Raw genomic sequence first — 20,068 nt, forward strand, 5'->3', positions numbered from 1 at the left:
TACCTAAGTCGATTTGGGCGATACCTAGGTTGCTTACGCTACCACGTGCGGTACAAACTCCGACAAATTGGTGATGAAGCCTGCGTCGCGACGAAACCCGATGGCGCAGGCGGTACCGGCCCAGAACACGCCCGCTTGGTAGCGCCGACCCTGCGTATCCTGCGGCAGCTCGGCAAAACGCTGACTTACTTGCGCTTGGTCGGCAAAATCTCCTTCAATGGTTTCGCCAGCCTGTCCGTTGTTTAGTTCCGTCACATTTTGGCCCTCACGACCTAGCAAGGGCTTGCGCACTGCATGCCCCGGCAGGTCTTGCAGAGAGGCTTCGAGCAGCAGCGGATGGTGCGGAAAGTTTTGCCAGAGCCAAGCTAGGATACCTTTGCTCTGAAACAGGAGCGCATAGGCCGGGTTGGCGATAATCAGGTCGCGGCTTTGTAGCAGTTGCGTGAGGTCGGCAGTGAGTTCAGGTTCTTCATCGGCCAATATTTCCCAGGGCACGAGCTTGAATACGAAAGCGAAACGCTGCCATTGACCTGGTTCCACTTCGGCCCAGGCACCCCGGTCTGGGCCCTGCACGGAAACCTGCATGGCATCAACGGAGCTGATATGGACTTGCGCAAAGCCAGCTTCCAACGCCGCTTCGGCCACGACGGCACAGTTAGCCGCATCCTCTTCGCTATCTGGTAGATGGATTAGAAGGAGCGTAGGCTCTAAGTCGTTGTTTAGCTCCAGCCACTGCGCCAGTTGGTTTTGCATACCTTCAAAAAGACCATTCACCTGCCGGTCGTCGTTGGCTTGGCCAGCGGCAACTAAGCTGGCCCATTGCACCACGGCCGTTTCGGGTAAGCTGGTGGCCGTGTCAGCGTTGAATTCCAGTAGTTTAGGTCCGTCGGTGGTTTCGGCTAGGTCGAAGCGGCCATAGAGGTGCCAGTGGCGGTCGTCGTTCCACGATTGGCGCACGGCGGCCCACAGGTTGCCGGGAATGGCAAGCAAGCGCAGCAGGTCATCGGGAATAGGATCGGGGATGCATTGCACCAGCATATCGTAGAGCGCATCGGCGGCTTGCAGCAGGGCATCAGCGGAGCGCTCAGGCAGTTGCACGGCTTCGCGGGCTACGTAGTTTTGGCAAGCATCTTCAATGGCCCAGTCCCATCCTAGTCCCCGCACGGCCGGAGATACGTCGCCGGAGAGCGGCAAAAGTTTGATCATCTGTCAGTTACTATTTGTCAATTGCTGCTTGTCGTGCATCAGGTGGGCTAGCAACAAGGCAAGCTCGACCACTTAATGCCTGCTAATGGGCAACTGGTAATTGAAAATTAGCCGCCAAAACCGCGGCCGCCGCGGCTGCCAAAGCCTGAGCTACGACCAGCCGGGGCACTGCTGCGAATGCTGCTCCGGCTCTGGCCAAAACCGGTGCTGCGAGTAACGGTGGAGCTAGGTCGGATGCCACTGGTTGGCGATGTCCGGCCACCGGTGAAGCCCCGGCCGAAAAAGCCTCGGCCCTGGCCACGCTCTTGCGCCATGCGGGCGCGCCACGCGTTGTTCTGTTGCACTACGCCCGGGTTGGCGTAAGCACCTAGGTTTGGCGTCAGGAAGCGGCCGGCCATGTAGCCAATACCGCCCCACATCAGCACGTCCATCATACTAGTGCCACCCACACGATTTTCGGGGTTGTTGTGGCTGTAGCTCTGCATTTGCTTTTGCAGCGCTTCGCCTTGCAGCGTATCTACTTTGCCATCAAAATGTTTGAGGACGGCCGCAATCTGCTCCTTGCCTGCGGGACGCTCAGCCGTAATTTTCCACTCGCCCGGCTGCACCTCGGTCATTTCCGTGATAACGCCCTCCGAGTACGTCTCGTTGCCGTTGCTCCAGTCACCAGCAGTCTTGTTGTAATCGGAGTTGGAGTCGCCGGAGCAGGCGGGGAGACCAATGCCGAGGCTGGCAGCCGCAGCAACGAGCAGTACGTTACGACGCCAGTCGCCGAGTTGGAAGTAAGGCTTATTCATAGCTAGGAGGTGGTTGTAGGGGTAGTAGGCAGATTGGTTCTGAGTAGGCTAACGAAAAATGGCGTCATGTGAATGAAGGAGCCGCAAGCTAGGTAGGCATTTTATTATTTATCGGCTAATAGCAGCACCTTCCAGGCTTCCTGCACCAGGCCTTCCTCTAAGTACTGTTTAACGAGTAACATGAGCTGACGGCGTTGCTCGGCGGGGTCGCCGTGGTACTTGCTGAGCGTGTACGCCACTAAGGGTTCGTGGTGAAATGCCTGTACGTCGGCCGCTGATGGCAGCGCGGCCGCTTCCACATTGGCCAGCCGACCTAGGTTGTTGCCCGTCAGCAGGTCGCTGTGGCGGACATGCGCCGGCAGTTGGTCGAAGCCGATGCCTTGGTGTCGGTTAGGCCTAGGTACTTCCAGCAAACTTTGGGGACCTACCCGGCAGTAATAATCGCCCCCGAGGCGGGCCACAGCTTCCAGCTTGTGCGGATTCAAGCCAATGCCATTGTCGTTCAGCAGCGTTTCGTGGAAGTGGGCCTGTACCACCCGGCAGATAACGAGGTTGCCCGCGCCACCGGTGTTGCCTAGTGGGACAATTTGCTCGATGACGCACTCGTACGCCGCTGGGCACTCGGCCGCCCGCGGCGGGCGGACTTTATCAGAAGCCACCTCGGTGAAACCGGCCTTCGCAAACTCGTTCACGCCGCGTGGGTACTCTGTGCTGGTCAGTGACAACTGCTCCACCAAGGGGTAATTGGCAATGTTGATGACGCACTCGGCCACTTCGCGTACATTGAGCAAGGTGTCCTTGGGGCTGTTGTCGCGGGCCCGTGTGGTAGCCGAGAAGATAAGAATGGGCGGGCTAGCGCTAAAGACGTTGAAGAAGCTATACGGGCTCAGGTTGACCTCGCCCGCTGCCGAAATGGTGCTGACAAACGCAATGGGCCGCGGCGCCACGGACGTTACCATGAATTGGTACCATTCATTGGCGGGTAAGCTGCCAGGCGTGATGGTGCGGTAGGGAGGAAGGGGCATAAGCAACTGCTTTTGATAGATACCAAAGCTAGTGTAACGGTTTATATCGTCAGGTCGCCGATTCAACCCTATCCCGCTGGAATAGCAGCGCTGCAAAGCTGTTGGGTGAATCAGCTTCTACGCTTTACTGCTTTTGCTATTAGCTGCGACCAAGTTCGTTTGGCTATTCTACTCAGCACTAAATGATAATCATTAGGAAGCAAGAAACCTATTTTTGCTAAAGTAGTATATCTTTGCTAAACAACTATAGGTGGGCTGCCATCGCTATTCTTTGAGACTCATGACCAAGCCTGCCTGCCCCAAATGTGATTCAACAGAAGCTACTAAAAGTGGCGTAGTGGGCGGCCGACAGCGCTACAAGTGCAAAAATTGCGGTTATCATTATTCTGTCGATAAGGTCGGGCGGGAGGTGAGCTCCTACTACGTGATCAAGGCGTTGCAGCTGTACGTGGAAGGGGTGAGCTACCGCGAAATAGAACGACTGCTGGGTGTGAGCCACGTGAGCGTGATGAATTGGGTGAAGAAGTACGGCCTACGAGCGCCGCGCCAGACAGATTATCACCCGACGTACAAAATACTCACTCAGAAGGAGCTAGCTGATTTTATCCAGAATCCGCAGAACCTGAAAGGAGCGGGACTGATGGTGACGGAGCTAGGTGATAAGTATATGATGATTCGCTGGGAGCGGTTCAAAGAAGGGTAGGGCTATACCATTAGCAGAACGATAGCGTGAAGATGGTTTTCGCTGGGCGATTTTTCTACTTGGTGCTGTGCTAGTGTTAGCAGCTGGTAATCAGCTACTCATTGGAGTCCCACCCATCCACCATCCCATGCAAAAACACCGTTACGCATTAGCCCTCAGCAGTATGCTGGTGGCTGCCAGTGCTACAGCGCAGGTAACGCCTCCTCCCGCCGGCGGACAAGCGCCCCCGCCCGCTCCACCCACGGCGCCCCCTCCCACGCCTGCCCCCACTCAGGCAGTTCCTTACGGAGCGGGGATGAAGGTGAACATCTCACCCGATGGCTCGAAATACCTGCGCTTCATCTCCTGGCATCAAGTGTACACCCGCTACACCGAGAACAATAGCGGGACACTACGTGCCCCGGGCAAGCCCCAGCACGGGCAAGTTGACTTTGGGCTGCGTCGTTCGCGCTTGGTGATTTTGGCGCAACTCAACCCGCGCTTTCTGCTTTATACGCACCTAGGGATTAACAACCAGAATGCCGTGAGCGGCGGGGCCCCTGGCGAAGCCACTGGGCCCGGTAAGAAGCCGCAGTTTTTCATTCACGAAGCCGTTACGGAGTACAAAGTCAACAAGTATTTGAGCCTAGGTGCAGGCCTGCACTACTACAACGGCATTTCACGCTTGAGCAGCGCCAGCACGGTTAATATCCTGCCCATGGACCTGCCGCTGACCAACTTTCCCACCATTGATGCCCTCGATCAGTTTGCCCGCTGGATGGGTGTGTATGCGAAAGGCCGCATTGATAAGTTCGATTATCGGGTATCCGTCAGTGACCCCTTCCTAACCAACGTCAGCGGCACACCCCTGACCCTAGGTGCCACGGCCGGCACCACGAACACTGGCACCAACATCGCGCAGTTCAATCCGCAGGATACTAAGCACGTGTATCAGGGCTATTTCAGCTACAACTTCTTTGAGCCTGAGGCCAACGTCCTGCCTTATCAAGTTGGCACTTACCTAGGTACAAAAAAAGTGCTGAGCGTGGGCGCCGGCTTTATGTACAACAAGGACGGCACCTACTCGCGGCCTACTTCCAGTGCCGTAACGGTGCCGCTCGCTACCGGTGCCGATCCGTTTGTGGCCGTTGCGACCCAGAAGCATGACATAAAACTATTCGGGGTAGACGCCTTCTATGACGTACCGCTCAACAAAGACGCTGGCACTGCCCTGACCTTGTATGGCGTGTACTACAACTTCGACTTTGGCCCGAACTACGTGCGCTACATCGGGGCTGAGAACCCTGGATATGGTAGTGCTATTCCGGCCTCCGTCAACCCTAGTGGTAACTTACTGCGCGGCAATGCTATTCCGACGGCAGGTACGGGCTCTTCTGAGTACGTGCAAGTAGGCTTCCTGCTACCCAAAAACACGCTAGGTCCGAAAGCGCTGGTGCAACCCTACGTGACCTACTTGCGCGGCAGCTACGAAGGCTTGCGTCAGAGCAACGGTGACCGGCAGACGGCCAAAACAGTCGACGCAGGGGTGAACCTGCTGCTCGATGGCCATAACGCCAAAGTGACCTTAAACTACCGCTCACGCCCCGACTTTACGAACGTGAACGACGTCAATTACCGTCCCGAAATTACGCTGCAAACGCAGGTTTATTTATAAGCCACTGCGCAGTCCTTCTTGCCTTTCCCAATTCCCACTTCTCATCAACTTATTTCATCAAGCAAAACGAGTATGGAACAGAGTATCCCTAACGCACACGGCTACGCCGCTGATGCTCCGGCGGAGCACGACAACAACGCGGTATCGGCCGGCACCATCTGGCAGGTGATTACTGCCTCATCGGTCGGGACGGTCATCGAGTGGTACGATTTCTACATTTTTGGCTCGCTGGCCGCTATTATTGGGCCGGTGCTGTTTGGGCACGCCGGCAAGATCGAGGATACGCTGCTAGGTGCCCTAGCTGTGTTCGGTGCAGGCTTCGTGGTGCGTCCATTCGGGGCAATGTTCTTCGGGCGCCTCGGCGACATGATCGGCCGCAAGTACACCTTTCTGGTCACGCTGCTGATTATGGGCGGGGCCACATTCATTACTGGCCTCATTCCTAGCTATGATAGCATTGGCATCGTGGCGCCCGTGGTGGTGGTAATTTTGCGCCTGTTGCAAGGCCTAGCCCTCGGGGGTGAGTACGGAGGTGCCGCTACCTACGTGGCCGAATACGCGCCCGACAAAAAGCGCGGCTACTACACCAGCTTCATTCAGATTACCGCCACGGGCGGCCTGATCCTGAGCATTTCCGTGATTCTGATTACTCGTAAGCTGATGGGCGAAGATGCCTTCAAAGAATGGGGCTGGCGCATTCCGTTCCTGCTTTCCGGTTTCCTGGTTATTGCCTCGTATTACATTCGCCGCAAGCTGCACGAGTCGCCTTTATTTGCCAAAGCCAAAGCTACCGGCACTACCAGCAAAAGCCCCTTACGTGACTCCTTCATGAATCCCATCAACCGGCGCTTAGTGCTGATTGCGCTGTTTGGCGTGACGATGGGCCAAGGGGTTATTTTCTACACCAGCCAGTTCCAGGCCTTCACCTTCATGAATGCCACGCTGAAACTCGATATCGTCGACTCAAGCATTATCATGGTGGTATCCATGCTCCTCGCTACGCCGCTGTTCGTGTATTTTGGCTCGCTTTCCGACCGCATTGGCCGCAAGCGCATCATCATGACCGGCATGATCTGTGGCGCCCTGTTCACCATTCCACTGTTCTACGGCATCAAGGCCTTTGCCGGTCCGCTCACCGAGGTTACGCCGGCCACGGTAGATGCCGCAGGCAAAGCCGTACCGGCCGTGATGAAGGCCCTCACGCCCAACGTGCCCGCCATGATTGCGCTGGTATTCTGCTTGGTGGTGTTCGTGACGATGGTGTACGGCCCGATTGCCGCTTACTTGGTCGAACTGTTTCCAACGAAAGTGCGCTACACCTCGCTGTCGGTGCCATATCACATCGGCAACGGTGTATTCGGGGGCTTCGTGCCGCTGATTGCAACGTCGATTGGGGTGTGGGCAGCGGCCCAACCCGAAGGCACGTTTGCCAAGGAGCACAGCAGCCTCGTCGGGCTAGCTTACCCAGTTATCATTGCCCTGATTTGCTTCTTCGTGGGCATGGCCATGATGAAAGACGTGCGCAACGTGAAGCTGATGGACAACAAAGAATAGTGTAACTCAGTGGCTGAGCGACTGGATGCGTTCTTAATTGACCATCCAGTCGCTCAGCCACTGAGTTACCTAGTCACGCATATGGCTTTCAACGAACAAGCCGAGCAGCGCCGCGGGCAGCGGCTCCTTTTTGTGAGTGTGCTGTTTACGGTGCTGCTCAATTTTCCTTTGCTCGCCGTGTTCGACCACCAAGGGCGGGTAGGGGGCATCCCGGTGTTGTACCTCTACTTGCTACTCGCCTGGATTGCGCTGGTGCTAATTACCGGGTGGCTCGTGCGCCAAAACGACGAACCATAAGCTAGGCCAGCGAACCTACTAAGCTACGTCACGCTTCTAGCCTAGCTCCTTACGAAAGGCTATCCTTTCGATTTCTCACTCTAATTGCGCATTGTTCATTGAACCGGTTGCTCGTCATCGGCTTTTCGCTGGGCTACCTAGCTTTGCTGTTTGGCGTGGCGTATGCGGCGGAGCGCCGATCGGCAGAACGCCGGAGCTTGGTGAGCAACCCGTACGTGTACGCCCTGAGCATGGCCGTGTACTGCACCGCCTGGACGTTCTATGGCAGCGTGGGCCGCGCCGCGCATTTTGGACCAGCTTTCGTGGGTATCTACCTAGGTCCTACGTTGCTGGCGCCGGCCTGGTGGCTGGTTTTGCGCAAGATTATTCGCATTTGCCGCTTGCAGCGCCTCACCTCCATTGCCGATTTTATTTCGGCCCGCTACGGCAAAAGCGCCTGGCTGGGGGCGCTGGTTACGGTGGTGTGCGTGCTCGGTGTGGTGCCGTACATCTCGCTGCAAATCAAAGCCATTGCGGTTTCCTTCGATATTATCACGCAGCAGAGCACCACACTACACGCGGCCAACGGTCAAGTAGATATCAGCTCAGCTTTCTACACCACGGTAGGACTCGCTTTTTTCACCATCATCTTCGGCGTGCGCTCCGTGGAGGCCACCGAGCGCCACGAAGGCATGGTGCTGGCAGTAGCGCTGGAATCACTGGTGAAGCTGGTGGCTTTTCTGCTGGTGGGCGGCTTCGTGACCTTCGGTTTGTTTAGCGGCTTCGGTGATGTATTCACGCAAGCGGCCGCCGTGCCGGCCCTCAGCCGGCTGTTTACCTTGCATGAGGCGGGCACAAGCGGAGCGCAGTGGCTTACGCTGCTGGTACTGAGCGTGTCGGCCATTTTGTTACTGCCCAGGCAGTTTCAGGTGGCGGTGGTAGAGAACGTGAACGAGAATCACCTGCGCAAAGCCATGTGGTTATTTCCGCTCTACCTGATCGTGATCAACCTGTTTGTGTTACCCGTGGCACTTGGGGGCGCCTTGCGTTACGCCGGTCGTGGGCTCGACGCCGACACGTTTGTGCTCGCTTTGCCGCTCGATGCGGGCCACCGCTGGTTGGCGTTGCTCACCTACCTAGGTGGGCTCTCGGCTGCCAGCAGCATGATCATCGTCGAAACCATTGCCCTGAGCGTGATGATGAGCAACCACTTGCTGATGCCCTTGCTGGTGCGCATTCCAGCCGCCCATGCCGATAGCCGCTGGTTTGCCTACCTAGGTCGCATTGCCCTACAAAGCCGCCGATTGGCCGTGGTAGTGGTGCTGTTGCTGGCTTATGGCTACTACGCCGTGGTGGGGCACCTGCTGTCGTTGGTGGATATCGGGCTTATCTCATTTGCCGCAGTGGCGCAGTTTATGCCCGTCGTGCTCGGTGGCCTGTATTGGAAGGGGGGGACCCAACAAGGCGCCACGGCGGGTATTTTGGCGGGATTTGCCTTGTGGTTTTTCACGCTCGTAGTGCCTACCATGGTGGGCGCCGGGATGCTGCCAATGAGCCTGCTGGAGCACGGCGTGGCCGGGATAAGTAGCCTACGGCCGTACGCTTTGTTTGGCCTGCAAGACCTTGGTTCGTTGCCGCACGGGCTATTTTGGAGCTGGTTTTTCAACGTCGGCTTGTACGTGGGCGTGTCGCTGGCCGGCCGGCCTTCGGGCCTAGAGCAACAGCAAGCCGCCATGTTTGTGGATGTGTTTCGCTACCGCAACGTGTTTGAGGGACCGGCGGGTTGGCAAGGTGCGACGCCTCTGCCCGATTTGCGGGCCCTGCTCACGGGCTTCCTGGGGAAGAAGCGCGCTATGCAAGCCTTGCAGGCCTTTGCCGATCGGGTGCCCGATGCGCAACTAACCAACGCCCTAACTACGCCCGCCGATCCGCGCTTGCTCGCCTACGCTGAAAAGCTGCTGGCCGGTACGGTCGGTCCAGCCTCGGCGCGGCTGCTGCTAGCGTCGGCAATCGGGGCGCAGGAAACGATCAGCTTGGATAGCGTGGTCGATATTCTGCGCGAGTCGCAACAGCTGGTGGAAGCCAACCGCCAGCTGCAGAAACAGTCGCGGCAGTTGCAGCGCCTCACCGACGATCTGCGCAATGCTTACCAACAACTACAGGAGCTCGACATGCGCAAAGACGAGTTTCTCTACACCGTTACGCACGAGTTGCGCACGCCCCTGACCAGCATCCGCGCCCTGGCTGAAATTCTGTCTGATAATCCTGACCTGGAAGAAGAAGAGCGCCTGCGCTTTCTGAACACTATAACGAAAGAAACGGAACGCCTAGGTCGCCTGATCACGCTGGTACTGGACCTGGAGAAATACGAGTCGGGCAAAGCCACCCTCGAACGCGCCCCGCTCGCCGTGGCCGACATCATCCACGACGCCCTCGACGCCGTGGGGCAGCTACTCCGCGACAAGCATATCCGTCTGGAGGTGAGCGTGCTTCCTGGCTTGCCTGCCCTCAGCGGCGACCGTGACCGGCTCATGCAGGTGCTAGTGAACTTGCTCAGCAACGCCGTGAAATCGTGCCGGGTCGATGGCTTCGGGCATATCTGGGTGAGAGCCGAAGCCGCCGATAACACCGTGCGCATCCAGGTAGCTGATAATGGCAAAGGCATCGATCCGGCGTTGCACGAGCTGATTTTCGACAAGTTCTTTCAGGCGCAGAACCAAACCATGCGCAAGCCCGAAGGTTCGGGCCTAGGGTTGGCTATCACCAAAAAGATTGTGGAGCTGCATGCCGGCCGCATCTGGGTGGAAAGCGCGCCCGAGCAAGGAGCTAGGTTTTCCTTTGAGTTGCCGCTCGCGGTTGATCATTAATCTGTTTTGTTGCTCGCTATGCCCTTTCGCTACCTAGGCTACCACCAACTTTGCCACCCGCTGCTGCAATGAGTTTTTAAGTGCCCCACATGATTCCCGCTATGAGTGCTCCCCAAGTATTGATTGTAGATGATGAGCCGAACATCGTGATGTCGCTGGAGTTCTTGATGCGCAAAAGTGGCTACGGCGTCAGCATTGCCCGCAACGGCACGGAGGCCATGGAGGCCATCGGCCAAACGCCCTTCACGGTGATTCTGCTCGATGTGATGATGCCCGACGTAGATGGCTACCAGGTGTGCCAGTACGTGCGGCAACGCCCCGACCGGCAAGACACCAAGGTGATTTTTCTGAGCGCCAAAAGCAAAGAAGCCGATATCCAGAAGGGCTACGAAGTGGGCGCTGACCTCTATATTTCCAAGCCGTTTAGCACCCGTCAGCTCATGGAACAGGTGCGGGCGTTGGTTGGTCGAGTGCAGCCTATTTAGTTCAAAGCACGCGTAAAAGCCGTTTATTGCTCCTGCCTTCCTCGAAAATTCCCCAAGATCATTTCAAATTCTCCCCATCATGCCCGCTGAACATCCCCGCATTCGCACGTTTGAAGAGTACCAAGACGCTTACCAGCGTAGCGTCGACAATCCTGAACAGTTTTGGGCTCAAGTAGCCGAACCTTTTACCTGGCGCCGCAAGTGGGATTCGGTGATGCAGGCCGATCTAGTTGGTGGTCATAACAAGTGGTTTAGCGGTGCCAAGCTCAACATCACCGAAAACTGCCTCGACCGCCACCTAGAGCAGCGTGGCAACAAGCTAGCCCTCATTTGGGAACCCAACGACCCCAAAACGCGGGGGCTGCGCTACACCTACCGCGAACTGTACCAGGAGGTATGCAAGTTTGCTAATGTGTTGCATAACAATGGCGTAGAGAAAGGCGACCGGGTGTGCCTCTACATGCCCATGATTCCGCAGCTTGCTATTGCTACCCTAGCTTGTGCCCGCATTGGGGCCGTGCACTCGGTTATTTTTGCTGGTTTCTCGGCCAATGCCATTGCCGACCGCGTCAACGACGCGCAGGCATCGGTGGTAATCACTTCCGACGGCCTCGACCGCGGCGCCAAGCAGATTCCGGTGAAGCGCGTGGTCGATGAGGCGTTGGAAAGCTGCCCTTCGGTGCGCGGCGTGATTGTGGTGGAGCACGTGGGCTGGCCCGTGCACATGCAGGAAGGCCGCGACGTGTGGTATCACGAAGAAGTGGCCGAGGTCGAGAAAACCTGCCCCGCCGAGGAAATGGAGGCCGAGGACATGCTCTTCATTCTTTACACCTCCGGCAGCACCGGCAAGCCCAAAGGGGTGGTGCACACGCAAGCGGGCTATATGGTGTGGACCGACTACACGTACCGCAACGTATTTCAAGTCAATGAGAACGATGTGTACTGGTGCACGGCCGACATTGGCTGGGTAACGGGCCACAGCTATCTGCTCTACGGGCCGCTGCTGGCGGGCGCTACTACCCTTATGTTTGAGGGCGTACCCACGTTTCCTAGTCCTGGCCGCTACTGGGAAGTGATTGACAAACACGGGGTGAACGTGTTCTACACCTCGCCCACGGCCATTCGCTCACTCATGGCCCAAGACATCAACCACGTGCTGGCTTACTCCCTGGATTCGCTGCGGGTGCTAGGTTCGGTGGGGGAGCCCATCAACGAGGAAGCGTGGCACTGGTACCACACGCACATCGGCAAAGACCGCTGCCCTATCGTGGACACGTGGTGGCAGACCGAAACGGCTGGCATCATGATTTCGGCACTGGCAGATATTACCCCTAGCGTACCAGCGCGAGCCGGTTTGCCACTGCCTGGCGTACAGCCGGTGTTGCTCAATCAAGAAGGCCAAGAAATCGAAGGCAACGACGCCGAAGGCTACCTAGCTATCAAGCAGGCCTGGCCGGGCATCATCCGCACAACCTATGGCGACCATGAGCGCTGCCGCCAGACGTATTTTGGCGTGTACCCTGGCTACTACTTCACCGGCGACGGTGCCCGCCGCGAGCACAACGGCCTCTACCGCATCATGGGCCGCGTAGATGATGTGATTAACGTATCGGGCCACCGCTTCGGCACAGCCGAAATCGAAAACGCCATCAACCAAAACAGCCACGTGGTTGAGTCGGCAGTGGTGGGCTATCCACACGACGTGAAGGGGCAAGGTATTTATGCCTTCATCATCTGCCAAGACCCGGTCGACTCCACAGAAGCGCCCCGCGTGGAAGCCAGCATCATCGAAACCATCGTGGCCGAAATAGGGCGCATTGCCAAGCCCGATAAGATTCAGTTTGTGTCGGGGTTGCCTAAAACGCGTTCTGGTAAGATTATGCGCCGCATCTTACGCAAAGTAGCCGAGGGCGAAACCAGCAACCTAGGTGATACCACCACGCTGCTCGACCCAGATATCGTGAAGGAAATCGTGGAAGGGCGCAAGTAATTGCTGTAGACATTACAAAGCAGCCGCGGCAGATACCTGCCGCGGCTGCTTTGTGTTTAAGACCTAGGCCTAGGTTATGGCGCCGCTACAATATTCTGCTTCAGCAGATCAAATAGAAACTCATAAAACTCTTCTTTGCGCACGCCTACGGCCGTTTTCACCCACTGCCCTGAGCCTGGTTTGCGGTAGGTGTTGCCTGCAGCGGGGCCGCTCGGAGCTACCTCTAGCTCAATCATTTCAAGCTGAAAAGCATTTGGAATAGCTAGGTAGCTGGTAGTGAGCACATCCCACATAAAGTAGGTGTATTCGTAGGCCGGGATAGTGTCGATGGTAGTAGCCCAAAACTGCCCGGCGAGGTTCGAGAAGAAATAATCTGCCTGCGAGGCTAGCTTCTTCAGGAAGTCAAAGCTGACCGGAACGGTATTCGTAACATCCAGTGGCACCAGCGTGATGGGCAAGCCGGAGCGAAAGAGCTTATGCGCCGAAATGGGGTCCCAGAACACGTTCCATTCGGCGGAGCCGTCGTGATTGTAGGTTTTTACATTGCCAATCACGTCTACCGCGCCGCCCATCCACACGACTTCGGCTATCTTTTCTCGCAAGCTAGGTGCTTTTCCGAGGGTATGCACCAAGCTCGAGCAAGGCCCGGTTATAAGGAACGTAACCGGCGCCCGTGCCGCTTCAAGCTGCCGGATGATGAAGGCCGTGTTGTCGTCGTAGTGCGCCGCATTAGCCTCGACTTCCACGTTAATCATGCTTGGCAACGCGTTCAGAATCTTTGGCTTGGCCCGCCAATCAGAAGAGAAGGCGTTTACACCGTGATAGTTGCCGCCGCTTACCTCCACGTCGCTCCGTTGGGCCAAGGCTAGCAGCTTGTGCGTGGTGAGCAGAGCGTTTTCTAGGTAGCAATCGGCGGGCGTAACCGAGACGCCGAGCAGCTCAACGTGCTGCATATGCAGCAAGAGCAATAGGGACAAGAAATCATCGACTCCACCATCGTGGTCGAACAGCACGGGCCTTTTTGCGGGCGAAGAACTAGGTAGCATCAGCAGTTAGTCGCTATTGAATAGAAGCTTAGTCTAGTACCCGCACTGGGTCGCCCACCTTTATTACGCCGCCGTGCAGAATGCGGGCCGTAAGGCCACCGTGGCCACGCATGGCATTGTAGCCACCAGGACCCAACTCTTCTTCCATGCGTGAGCAAGGGTGGCACTCACCGGTGATTTCCAGTTGCACATCCTTGCCAATCTGCACCTTGCGGTTTTTCAAGGCGAGTAGGTTCAGTCCGCTCACCACCAAGTTGCGGCGCAAGCGCTCAGGATCTATCGGTTCTGCAAAACCTAGGTAGCCTGCAACAGCGGCTAGGTCTTCGTGCTGGATAAGCGTCACTTGCCTTTTGCCACCCGCCTTCGGCGTAGCGTGGTCACCTTGGATGTGACGGTCCGTTTCGACGGTTGCTTCTCGCATGGCTACCAGCGGCGCGCGGCGTACCGGCCGGATTCCAATCCACTCCAGGTGCCCGACTTGGGGCAGCGTTTTCAGCAGCGTAGCTATCGTCGATTTATCATCGCCGGCAAAGGGGAAGGCCATGGGGTGTGCAGTAGGAGTGAGGACTAGGAAAAGGCTAACGAAAAGAGGAAAGCTTACCAGGAGCATCTGATGCTAGGTAAGCTGTCAAACAGCAGTAGTTTTCTTGAATTCCAAACTAGAAAGAAGGTAACCTAGGTTTGCCCGTAAAATATACTGAGCAGGCTCAACCCGGCGGTAGCATATGCGTAAAGAGGGTATCCTTGGGCAATCCGTCGGACTTGTTCAGGCTCCTCATCGAATAGATAATCCTTGCACTATGGCAACCGTAACCAAAGCACCTGCGAAGAAAGCAACTCCCAAAGCATCAAACGACCAAGCTGAGCAGAGCAACCCAGCAGTTAGCGTTCAGCCTATCCTTAACCAACAGAAGTCGGCGCCTGCTCCCTTACAGCGCTTCGGCACTGTATCGCAGCGTCTACCCATCGGCCTCGAAGAAAACGTGCGCCAAGAAAGCGTCGACATGCTGAACTTGCTGCTAGCCGATACTTGCTCGCTACGCGACATGTATAAGAAGCACCATTGGCAAGTAGTAGGGCCCACGTTCTACCAGCTGCATTTGCTTTACGATAAGCACTACGAAGAGCAAGACGCTCTAATCGACCAGATTGCTGAGCGCATCCAAATCCTAGGTGGTATTGCTGTTGCTATGGCTGCTGACATTGCCGAAACCACCAGCATTCCGCGTCCGCCCCGCGACCGGGAGGAAGCTCCCATCCAAGTATCGCGCTTATTGGAAGCACACCAAATCATCCTGAAAAACTGCCACGAGTTTGCGAAAAGAGCTGCCGATAGCGGTGATGATGGCACCAACGATTTGATCGTGAGCAATGTAATGCGCACGAACGAACTGCAAGTATGGTTCGTATCAGAACACGTTGTTGATTCGCCCTTGGCGCAAGCTGAATAAGTAGCGTTTAAAGGCTATTACAAAACGGCCCTGCCTCTTTCTAGAGGCAGGGCCGTTGCTTTTGGGGCTATACCATATAGTATGCCTTATTCAGTCTCGGTGGGCACTCAGCTTCTCCGCATGGTTTTCTTCGGCCTCTTCCACGGAGTGAGTCTGACCTAGGTCGTTATCGAGCTTAGCTTTTTCTGCCAGCAGACAATAGTACTGGTGAATGAGGTTGATTTCGTTCTCCGTAAAGTCTTGTGCGTTGATGAGGCGGTTGCTGGCGCCTTTTGTAGCTGCTATGAGCTCATTAAGCTTCAGGTGCAGCACAAGCGAGTCTTTGTTCTGCGCCCGCTGAATCAAAAAAACCATCAGGAAGGTAATGATGGTCGTGCCGGTGTTGATAACGAGCTGCCACGTTTCAGAATAATGAAAAACGGGGCCGACGGCGGCCCAAACGATAACCAGCGCTAGCGCGCCACTGAAGGCCATGGTAGAACCGGAGAACTTAGTGATGCTCTCGGCAAAACTGGCAAAGAAGGATGAAGAGGGAGAGAGTGATTTGGTGGACATAAAAAGGCAGTAGGGAATGTGTACAGTAGTAGTGGGAGAGACAGTAAGTACAAAGTGCCTCTGGGTGCATAAATTTTTGATGAAGCTTACTGACTGAGTTATAAGCCCAAACCGCTTAATAAAAGGATAGTAAAGCGAAGACTGTAGAAAAAACTAACGCCTGTGCTTGCACCGCGAAGCGTTAGTGCCTACTTTTGTCCCCACTTCGCCGCCTCAGCGAAGTCAGAAGCTTTGAAGCATCTGCTGGATACTACGTTTAAAACCAACTGCGCACGTGGTGAAACTGGTAGACACGCCATCTTGAGGGGGTGGTGCCCTCCGGGTGTGGGAGTTCGAATCTCCCCGCGCGCACAAAAAAGCCCAACCAATATTGGTTGGGCTTTTTGCTTTTCAGGGCCTACTACTGCGCTAGCTTATTCGCTCGAAAGGGTTGGCGGGCACTACCAGTACTACTTTTTCGCGCTCCACGATTACGGCGCCAGGAACTGCTCCCTTGGGCTTGCGTACGAACTTCTTAGGCGTCACCGTGACGGGGCAGAGCGAATCGTTCTTGCGTCGCGAATACCAAGCAGCTAGCTGTGCCGCGCGTTCCACTACCGGTTCTGGTACTACATGCCCAGCGCGGTGCCGAATAACAACGTGCGAGCCAGATACGTCTTTGGCGTGTAGCCACAGGTCTTCTTTGTGAGCGTAACGTTGGGTGAGCAGATCATTATTCTGCGCATTGCGGCCCACCATGATTGTAAAGCCACTGTCTTCGAAAACTTTGAAAGGTAATTCAGTGACTGTCGGCGCTTTTGTTTCGGGCTGAAGGTCATGGGTCTTTCGCCAAGTACGCAGCAGCCGCAGATCAGTGATAGCGGCTAGCTCCTCTAGTCGTTCCAAGCACCAGAAGGCCTCCGTCTCCCGCCGCTCTACGCGCTCTTGTAGCTCCTGCACCTCGATTTTCTGATTTTTCGCTTTGCGGTATAAGTTTTGGGCCGTGCGCTGGGGGGTCTCCGTCGCCTTCAGCTTCAAAACGCGGGCTTGATCTTGGTAGAAGTCATATACCTCTACCTGCGTGGCGCCCAGCGGTATTTGAGTCAGATTAGCCATAATTAGGTCTGCCGTTTGGCGGTAGCCTGCCGTGTGCTCTAAGGCATGGAGGCGTGCGCGCGCCTGGCTGGCACCTAAAGTGGCTTCCTCAGCACGCCGCTCAAGCAGTTGGCGAACTTGGCGAAGCTCCATTTCGTACGAGCGCCGACCTAGGTATAAGGGCACAAACAACCGTAGTGCTGCAATTGGCTCAGGCGGTAGAGTTTGTTCTACTTCCCCTACGGGCAGTAAACTCAGTCGCGTACGACCATCAAGCATGATCAAATAAAAATGCGCTGGGTTCTCCAACGTAGCTACTACGGATCGCACTAGGTCCTCTTTGTGAGGAGGGGAGGCTTGGTCGTAGCCGTGGCTACGCAGATAGCGCGGCGGCAAATCGCCAAGGCTAGGGTATCGTTTGAGCGGATCTGTTGCCGTTGTAGGAGTACTAGAGAGAGGAGCTAGGTCCGCGTCGGCTGCATAGCGCTGGTGAAACAGTTCAGTTGGTGCATCCGGTGCTGAACGGAAGATAGCGTTGGGGCGTGGTCCGTAGAGTTTGAACAGGAGTGTAGCACCATCCATAAAGCTGAGCGTAAGTACCCGGTCATTGGGAAAAACTCCGACGCTGGCTACCGTGCGCCCCAACAAGCCAGGTAATAAATCGACTGAGTTGGCTCGGGCTCTAGAAAATGTTTCTGGCAGCGCCAGTACCGGAAAACTAGCAGAAAGCTGCGCCCGGAGCCAAAACTCCTGCAACCCATCTGTCAAGCCAATTACTAGCTCATCTTTTTCCTGTGAGAAGCAAGTAGTTACACGGTAGCCAACTAACTTCTGTGTAAGAGCTGGAGCTAATTGGCGCAGGAAATAATAGTTGTTGTGCATAGAATGATGCCATAGCGCTGAAGTGCAGCCCCATCAAGCATTGAGAACTGAAGAACAAACAGTAACAAATTAGGATAGATTATTGCATATATTTAATGAATCCTATCAGATACTGATACGCATTGCTGCTCAGCAAGAGCCTCTTGATCAAGTTTAGAGTCTCTATTAGAGGCAGACTATAAGCCAATTTATTAGACTGAAAAATGACACGGAGTTCTTATGATAATATAAAGTTTTATTTACAATAGAAAGTTTTTAGATAAGCTTCAAATGATTTATCAGGCCAGAGACTATATATGTTGCAATTAATTAAAACTACTTTTTTATAGATATGTGGTAAATTATACTCTATACAAATTATAACTCGCTTAACAGTCATCGTACTAGTTCACTCTCTTCTTGAATCGTTTCTCAGATATCAATACAATACTTAATTTCATGCAAGTAATAAAAAACCTAGCAAAGAAAATCGTTGCTCTCAAGTCGCAGGAAAATGTAGTGCCGCTAAAAGATTTAGTTTATTTAGGGTCAACTTTTCAGGGCTACTATGTTCCTAGTAACTACCTAGAAGCTAGCTCCATCTGTTATTGCGTAGGAGCGGGAGTGGATATCTCATTGGATGTTGAACTAGCTACCATGTTCAACTCTCAAGTATTCATCTTTGATCCAATGCCTTATGCTTTAGATCACTTTAATACGCTGATAGAAAAAACTGAACGTGGCGAACAGTTTAATGCGAGCGGAGGAGATGGGAAATACGTCTATACAGTGAAACGCTCGCAATTCGATACAATTCAGTTTTTAGCGACTGGCATTTGGAATGAGAAAAAGACAGTTAAATTCTATTCTCCTTCTAAAGAAAATTACCCTGGCCATTCAATTACAAATCTTCAAAACACGGAAGATTATATTGAAGCTCCAGTGGATAAATTAGTAAATATTATGCGGAGTCTAAATCATCAGCATATAGATTTACTGAAAATCGAAATAGAAGGTTCTGAATACGTAGTGATTGAAGATCTACTTCGTGATCAGCTAGATATTCGAGTGATTTTAGTTGAATTTGACGAGTTTCACCACCGAGCGGGCAAAGTGTTGGCAACGATGAACCGTATAAATCACTCAACTAATAAACTCCTCAAGGCCGGGTATAAGCTGGTGCACTCCCTCAGCTTCTACAAACGAACATTCGTCAGAGCCGATGTATTTGAAACTCTGCAGCAGAAATAGGCCCTAGGTTCTAGATGACGCTTTATAGTTGTACGCGCAACCCATCGTACGCAAGACGGATGAAATCGGGGAGGGTTGCTTCCACTTCCCGATGACGGCCTAGCATGTGACTAATGTGCGTAAGATAGGCGCGTTGCGGAGCTAGGTCTTCTAGAATAGCAACAGCCTCGGGCAGCGAAAAATGTGAGATGTGCGGCTCATTACGCAAGGCATTCAGCACGATGACTTCGGAGCCGCGCATCTGCTCCAGTGCCTCTGGCGCCAAGTAGTTAGCATCGGTTACGTAAGTAAAGCCTCCGATTCGAAAGCCAAGTACTGGTAGCTTATAGTGTAAAGCACGGATAGGCTGTACCTCCACGCCCTGCACGAAAAAGCGTTCCTTATCGCTCGCAAGCGGCATAAGTTGCACTTGCGGCACACCAGGATATTTTTTCTCAGCAAAAATGTAGGCGAATTCCTGTTTTAACTGCGCTAGTACCCGCGGTTCGGCATATACAGGCATGTCTTGGCGTTGCCGGAAATTGTAAGCTCGAATATCATCGAGGCCCGCTGTATGGTCCTTATGCTCGTGCGTAAACAGCAGCGCATCTAGGTGGTCGATCCGTTCGCGTAAGACTTGTTGGCGAAAGTCAGGCCCCGAATCGATAATGAGGCTTTTTCCTTGCACTTGCAAATGTACGGACACCCGCAGTCGCTTGTCACGGTAGTCTAGAGAGCGGCATACCGCACATGTGCACCCAATTACCGGGACGCCCTGAGAAGTGCCAGTGCCGAGAAATGTAATTTCCATCTGTCGAATAGCTAAACGGTTGTATGATCAAATGGTTGACTACTCTAGCTACGTGTTAGAGCAATCAACCATTTACTCATTTAGCAATTCAACCGGCTACCCCACGTATTGCTTTACGACGCGTACCAACGCGTCGAAGTCAAGGGGTTTAGGTAAGTAGTCTGTTACGCCAGCTTCTTTAAACTGCTCCATCGAGTAGTTATTAGCGTTACCGGTGATGGCGATGATGGGCAGCTGCGCGATGCGCGGATCGGAATGGCGTCGAATCTCACGTGTGCATTCCATGCCATCCTTCACAGGAATATTAATATCCATCAGCACACAATCGATGGGTTGGGTTTCTACTTGCTTAATAACCTCACCGCCGTTCTTGGCCGATACAATGCGATAACGCTGCAGTTCTAGGATCTTCTTGGTTAGGTTTAGAATAACGGAGCTATCCTCCGCAATTAGGATTGTTTTAGAATCGGCCATGGAAATGAA

The 20,068-nt window shown here is 54.4% G+C and carries 18 protein-coding genes and 1 tRNA gene; 10 read left to right on the forward strand and 9 right to left on the reverse strand.

Annotated features, from left to right (window positions below; translation table 11 throughout):
- Window positions 1-33 precede the first annotated feature (33 nt).
- The 3 genes from BXP70_RS15995 to BXP70_RS16005 form a co-directional block, all read right to left on the reverse strand.
- Window positions 34-1,206, reverse strand: coding sequence for a glutathionylspermidine synthase family protein (locus BXP70_RS15995; protein ID WP_086595111.1), 1,173 nt, complete (start codon window positions 1,204-1,206; stop codon window positions 34-36).
- Window positions 1,207-1,313: 107 nt separating this feature from the next.
- Window positions 1,314-2,003 (reverse strand): hypothetical protein, encoded by a 690-nt coding sequence (locus BXP70_RS16000; RefSeq protein WP_086595112.1) that lies wholly within the window; start codon window positions 2,001-2,003, stop codon window positions 1,314-1,316.
- A 104-nt stretch (window positions 2,004-2,107) separates the two neighbouring features.
- A complete protein-coding gene (locus BXP70_RS16005) occupies window positions 2,108-3,028 on the reverse strand; it encodes a flavin reductase family protein (RefSeq protein ID WP_086595113.1) in 921 nt (306 codons plus the stop codon).
- Window positions 3,029-3,308: 280 nt separating this feature from the next.
- Between BXP70_RS16005 and BXP70_RS16010 the strand changes: the two genes are divergently transcribed.
- From BXP70_RS16010 to acs, 7 genes are all read left to right on the forward strand, one after another.
- Complete coding sequence (locus BXP70_RS16010) at window positions 3,309-3,731, forward strand: IS1/IS1595 family N-terminal zinc-binding domain-containing protein (protein ID WP_086595114.1); 423 nt, start codon at window positions 3,309-3,311, stop codon at window positions 3,729-3,731.
- A gap of 127 nt (window positions 3,732-3,858) precedes the next feature.
- Window positions 3,859-5,385 (forward strand): hypothetical protein, encoded by a 1,527-nt coding sequence (locus BXP70_RS16015; protein ID WP_086595115.1) that lies wholly within the window; start codon window positions 3,859-3,861, stop codon window positions 5,383-5,385.
- 72 nt (window positions 5,386-5,457) lie between these two features.
- Window positions 5,458-6,939: an MFS transporter gene (locus BXP70_RS16020; protein WP_086595116.1), complete on the forward strand. Its 1,482-nt coding sequence runs from the start codon at window positions 5,458-5,460 to the stop codon at window positions 6,937-6,939.
- An 81-nt stretch (window positions 6,940-7,020) separates the two neighbouring features.
- A complete protein-coding gene (locus BXP70_RS16025) occupies window positions 7,021-7,236 on the forward strand; it encodes a hypothetical protein (protein WP_086595117.1) in 216 nt (71 codons plus the stop codon).
- Between the two features lie 98 nt (window positions 7,237-7,334).
- Window positions 7,335-10,082, forward strand: a complete 2,748-nt coding sequence (locus BXP70_RS16030; RefSeq protein ID WP_086595118.1) for a sensor histidine kinase — start codon at window positions 7,335-7,337, stop codon at window positions 10,080-10,082.
- 101 nt (window positions 10,083-10,183) lie between these two features.
- Entirely contained in the window at window positions 10,184-10,567 is a 384-nt protein-coding gene (locus BXP70_RS16035) for a response regulator transcription factor (RefSeq protein ID WP_086595259.1), read from the forward strand.
- A 79-nt stretch (window positions 10,568-10,646) separates the two neighbouring features.
- Window positions 10,647-12,557: an acetate--CoA ligase gene (gene acs / locus BXP70_RS16040; protein ID WP_086595119.1), complete on the forward strand. Its 1,911-nt coding sequence runs from the start codon at window positions 10,647-10,649 to the stop codon at window positions 12,555-12,557.
- A gap of 74 nt (window positions 12,558-12,631) precedes the next feature.
- Here the strand turns inward: acs and BXP70_RS16045 are convergent, their stop codons facing one another.
- Both BXP70_RS16045 and BXP70_RS16050 read right to left on the reverse strand, forming a co-directional pair.
- A complete protein-coding gene (locus BXP70_RS16045) occupies window positions 12,632-13,603 on the reverse strand; it encodes a nucleoside hydrolase (RefSeq protein ID WP_086595120.1) in 972 nt (323 codons plus the stop codon).
- Between the two features lie 28 nt (window positions 13,604-13,631).
- On the reverse strand, window positions 13,632-14,147 hold the full coding sequence (locus BXP70_RS16050; RefSeq protein WP_086595121.1) for an MOSC domain-containing protein: 516 nt from the start codon (window positions 14,145-14,147) through the stop codon (window positions 13,632-13,634).
- Window positions 14,148-14,403: 256 nt separating this feature from the next.
- Here BXP70_RS16050 and BXP70_RS16055 point away from each other — a divergent pair, with 256 nt between their 5' ends.
- Entirely contained in the window at window positions 14,404-15,054 is a 651-nt protein-coding gene (locus BXP70_RS16055; RefSeq protein WP_086595122.1) for a Dps family protein, read from the forward strand.
- Between the two features lie 90 nt (window positions 15,055-15,144).
- Here the strand turns inward: BXP70_RS16055 and BXP70_RS16060 are convergent, their stop codons facing one another.
- Window positions 15,145-15,609 carry a low affinity iron permease family protein gene (locus tag BXP70_RS16060; RefSeq protein WP_086595123.1) on the reverse strand — a complete coding sequence of 155 codons (465 nt, stop codon included), beginning with the start codon at window positions 15,607-15,609 and terminating at the stop codon, window positions 15,145-15,147.
- 268 nt (window positions 15,610-15,877) lie between these two features.
- Between BXP70_RS16060 and BXP70_RS16065 the strand changes: the two genes are divergently transcribed.
- Window positions 15,878-15,960: transfer RNA gene (locus BXP70_RS16065), tRNA-Leu, on the forward strand.
- 57 nt (window positions 15,961-16,017) lie between these two features.
- On the opposite strand, the gene BXP70_RS16070 is transcribed toward BXP70_RS16065, so the two are convergent.
- Window positions 16,018-17,565: an NFACT RNA binding domain-containing protein gene (locus tag BXP70_RS16070; RefSeq protein WP_086595124.1), complete on the reverse strand. Its 1,548-nt coding sequence runs from the start codon at window positions 17,563-17,565 to the stop codon at window positions 16,018-16,020.
- Window positions 17,566-17,964: 399 nt separating this feature from the next.
- Between BXP70_RS16070 and BXP70_RS16075 the strand changes: the two genes are divergently transcribed.
- Window positions 17,965-18,795: an FkbM family methyltransferase gene (locus BXP70_RS16075; RefSeq protein ID WP_143436528.1), complete on the forward strand. Its 831-nt coding sequence runs from the start codon at window positions 17,965-17,967 to the stop codon at window positions 18,793-18,795.
- Window positions 18,796-18,817: 22 nt separating this feature from the next.
- Here the strand turns inward: BXP70_RS16075 and BXP70_RS16080 are convergent, their stop codons facing one another.
- Together BXP70_RS16080 and BXP70_RS16085 are read right to left on the reverse strand one after the other, a co-directional pair.
- Window positions 18,818-19,585, reverse strand: a complete 768-nt coding sequence (locus BXP70_RS16080; protein WP_086595126.1) for an MBL fold metallo-hydrolase — start codon at window positions 19,583-19,585, stop codon at window positions 18,818-18,820.
- 96 nt (window positions 19,586-19,681) lie between these two features.
- A complete protein-coding gene (locus BXP70_RS16085; RefSeq protein ID WP_086595127.1) occupies window positions 19,682-20,059 on the reverse strand; it encodes a response regulator in 378 nt (125 codons plus the stop codon).
- Between the last annotated feature and the right edge of the window lie 9 nt (window positions 20,060-20,068).

The organism is Hymenobacter crusticola, assembly GCF_002154225.1.
Classification (GTDB): Bacteria; Bacteroidota; Bacteroidia; order Cytophagales; family Hymenobacteraceae; genus Hymenobacter; species Hymenobacter crusticola.

Bases quoted from the DNA above. Each gene is read 5' to 3' on its own strand.
- BXP70_RS16035 (WP_086595259.1), top strand. From the start codon at position 10,184: ATGAGTGCTCCCCAAGTATTGATTGTAGATGATGAGCCGAACATCGTG.
- BXP70_RS16060 (WP_086595123.1), bottom strand. From the start codon at position 15,609: ATGTCCACCAAATCACTCTCTCCCTCTTCATCCTTCTTTGCCAGTTTT.
- BXP70_RS16000 (WP_086595112.1), bottom strand. From the start codon at position 2,003: ATGAATAAGCCTTACTTCCAACTCGGCGACTGGCGTCGTAACGTACTG.
- BXP70_RS16045 (WP_086595120.1), bottom strand. From the start codon at position 13,603: ATGCTACCTAGTTCTTCGCCCGCAAAAAGGCCCGTGCTGTTCGACCAC.
- BXP70_RS16070 (WP_086595124.1), bottom strand. From the start codon at position 17,565: ATGCACAACAACTATTATTTCCTGCGCCAATTAGCTCCAGCTCTTACA.
- BXP70_RS16010 (WP_086595114.1), top strand. From the start codon at position 3,309: ATGACCAAGCCTGCCTGCCCCAAATGTGATTCAACAGAAGCTACTAAA.
- BXP70_RS16025 (WP_086595117.1), top strand. From the start codon at position 7,021: ATGGCTTTCAACGAACAAGCCGAGCAGCGCCGCGGGCAGCGGCTCCTT.
- BXP70_RS16055 (WP_086595122.1), top strand. From the start codon at position 14,404: ATGGCAACCGTAACCAAAGCACCTGCGAAGAAAGCAACTCCCAAAGCA.
- BXP70_RS16080 (WP_086595126.1), bottom strand. From the start codon at position 19,585: ATGGAAATTACATTTCTCGGCACTGGCACTTCTCAGGGCGTCCCGGTA.
- BXP70_RS15995 (WP_086595111.1), bottom strand. From the start codon at position 1,206: ATGATCAAACTTTTGCCGCTCTCCGGCGACGTATCTCCGGCCGTGCGG.
- BXP70_RS16020 (WP_086595116.1), top strand. From the start codon at position 5,458: ATGGAACAGAGTATCCCTAACGCACACGGCTACGCCGCTGATGCTCCG.
- BXP70_RS16050 (WP_086595121.1), bottom strand. From the start codon at position 14,147: ATGGCCTTCCCCTTTGCCGGCGATGATAAATCGACGATAGCTACGCTG.
- BXP70_RS16085 (WP_086595127.1), bottom strand. From the start codon at position 20,059: ATGGCCGATTCTAAAACAATCCTAATTGCGGAGGATAGCTCCGTTATT.
- BXP70_RS16005 (WP_086595113.1), bottom strand. From the start codon at position 3,028: ATGCCCCTTCCTCCCTACCGCACCATCACGCCTGGCAGCTTACCCGCC.
- BXP70_RS16015 (WP_086595115.1), top strand. From the start codon at position 3,859: ATGCAAAAACACCGTTACGCATTAGCCCTCAGCAGTATGCTGGTGGCT.
- acs (WP_086595119.1), top strand. From the start codon at position 10,647: ATGCCCGCTGAACATCCCCGCATTCGCACGTTTGAAGAGTACCAAGAC.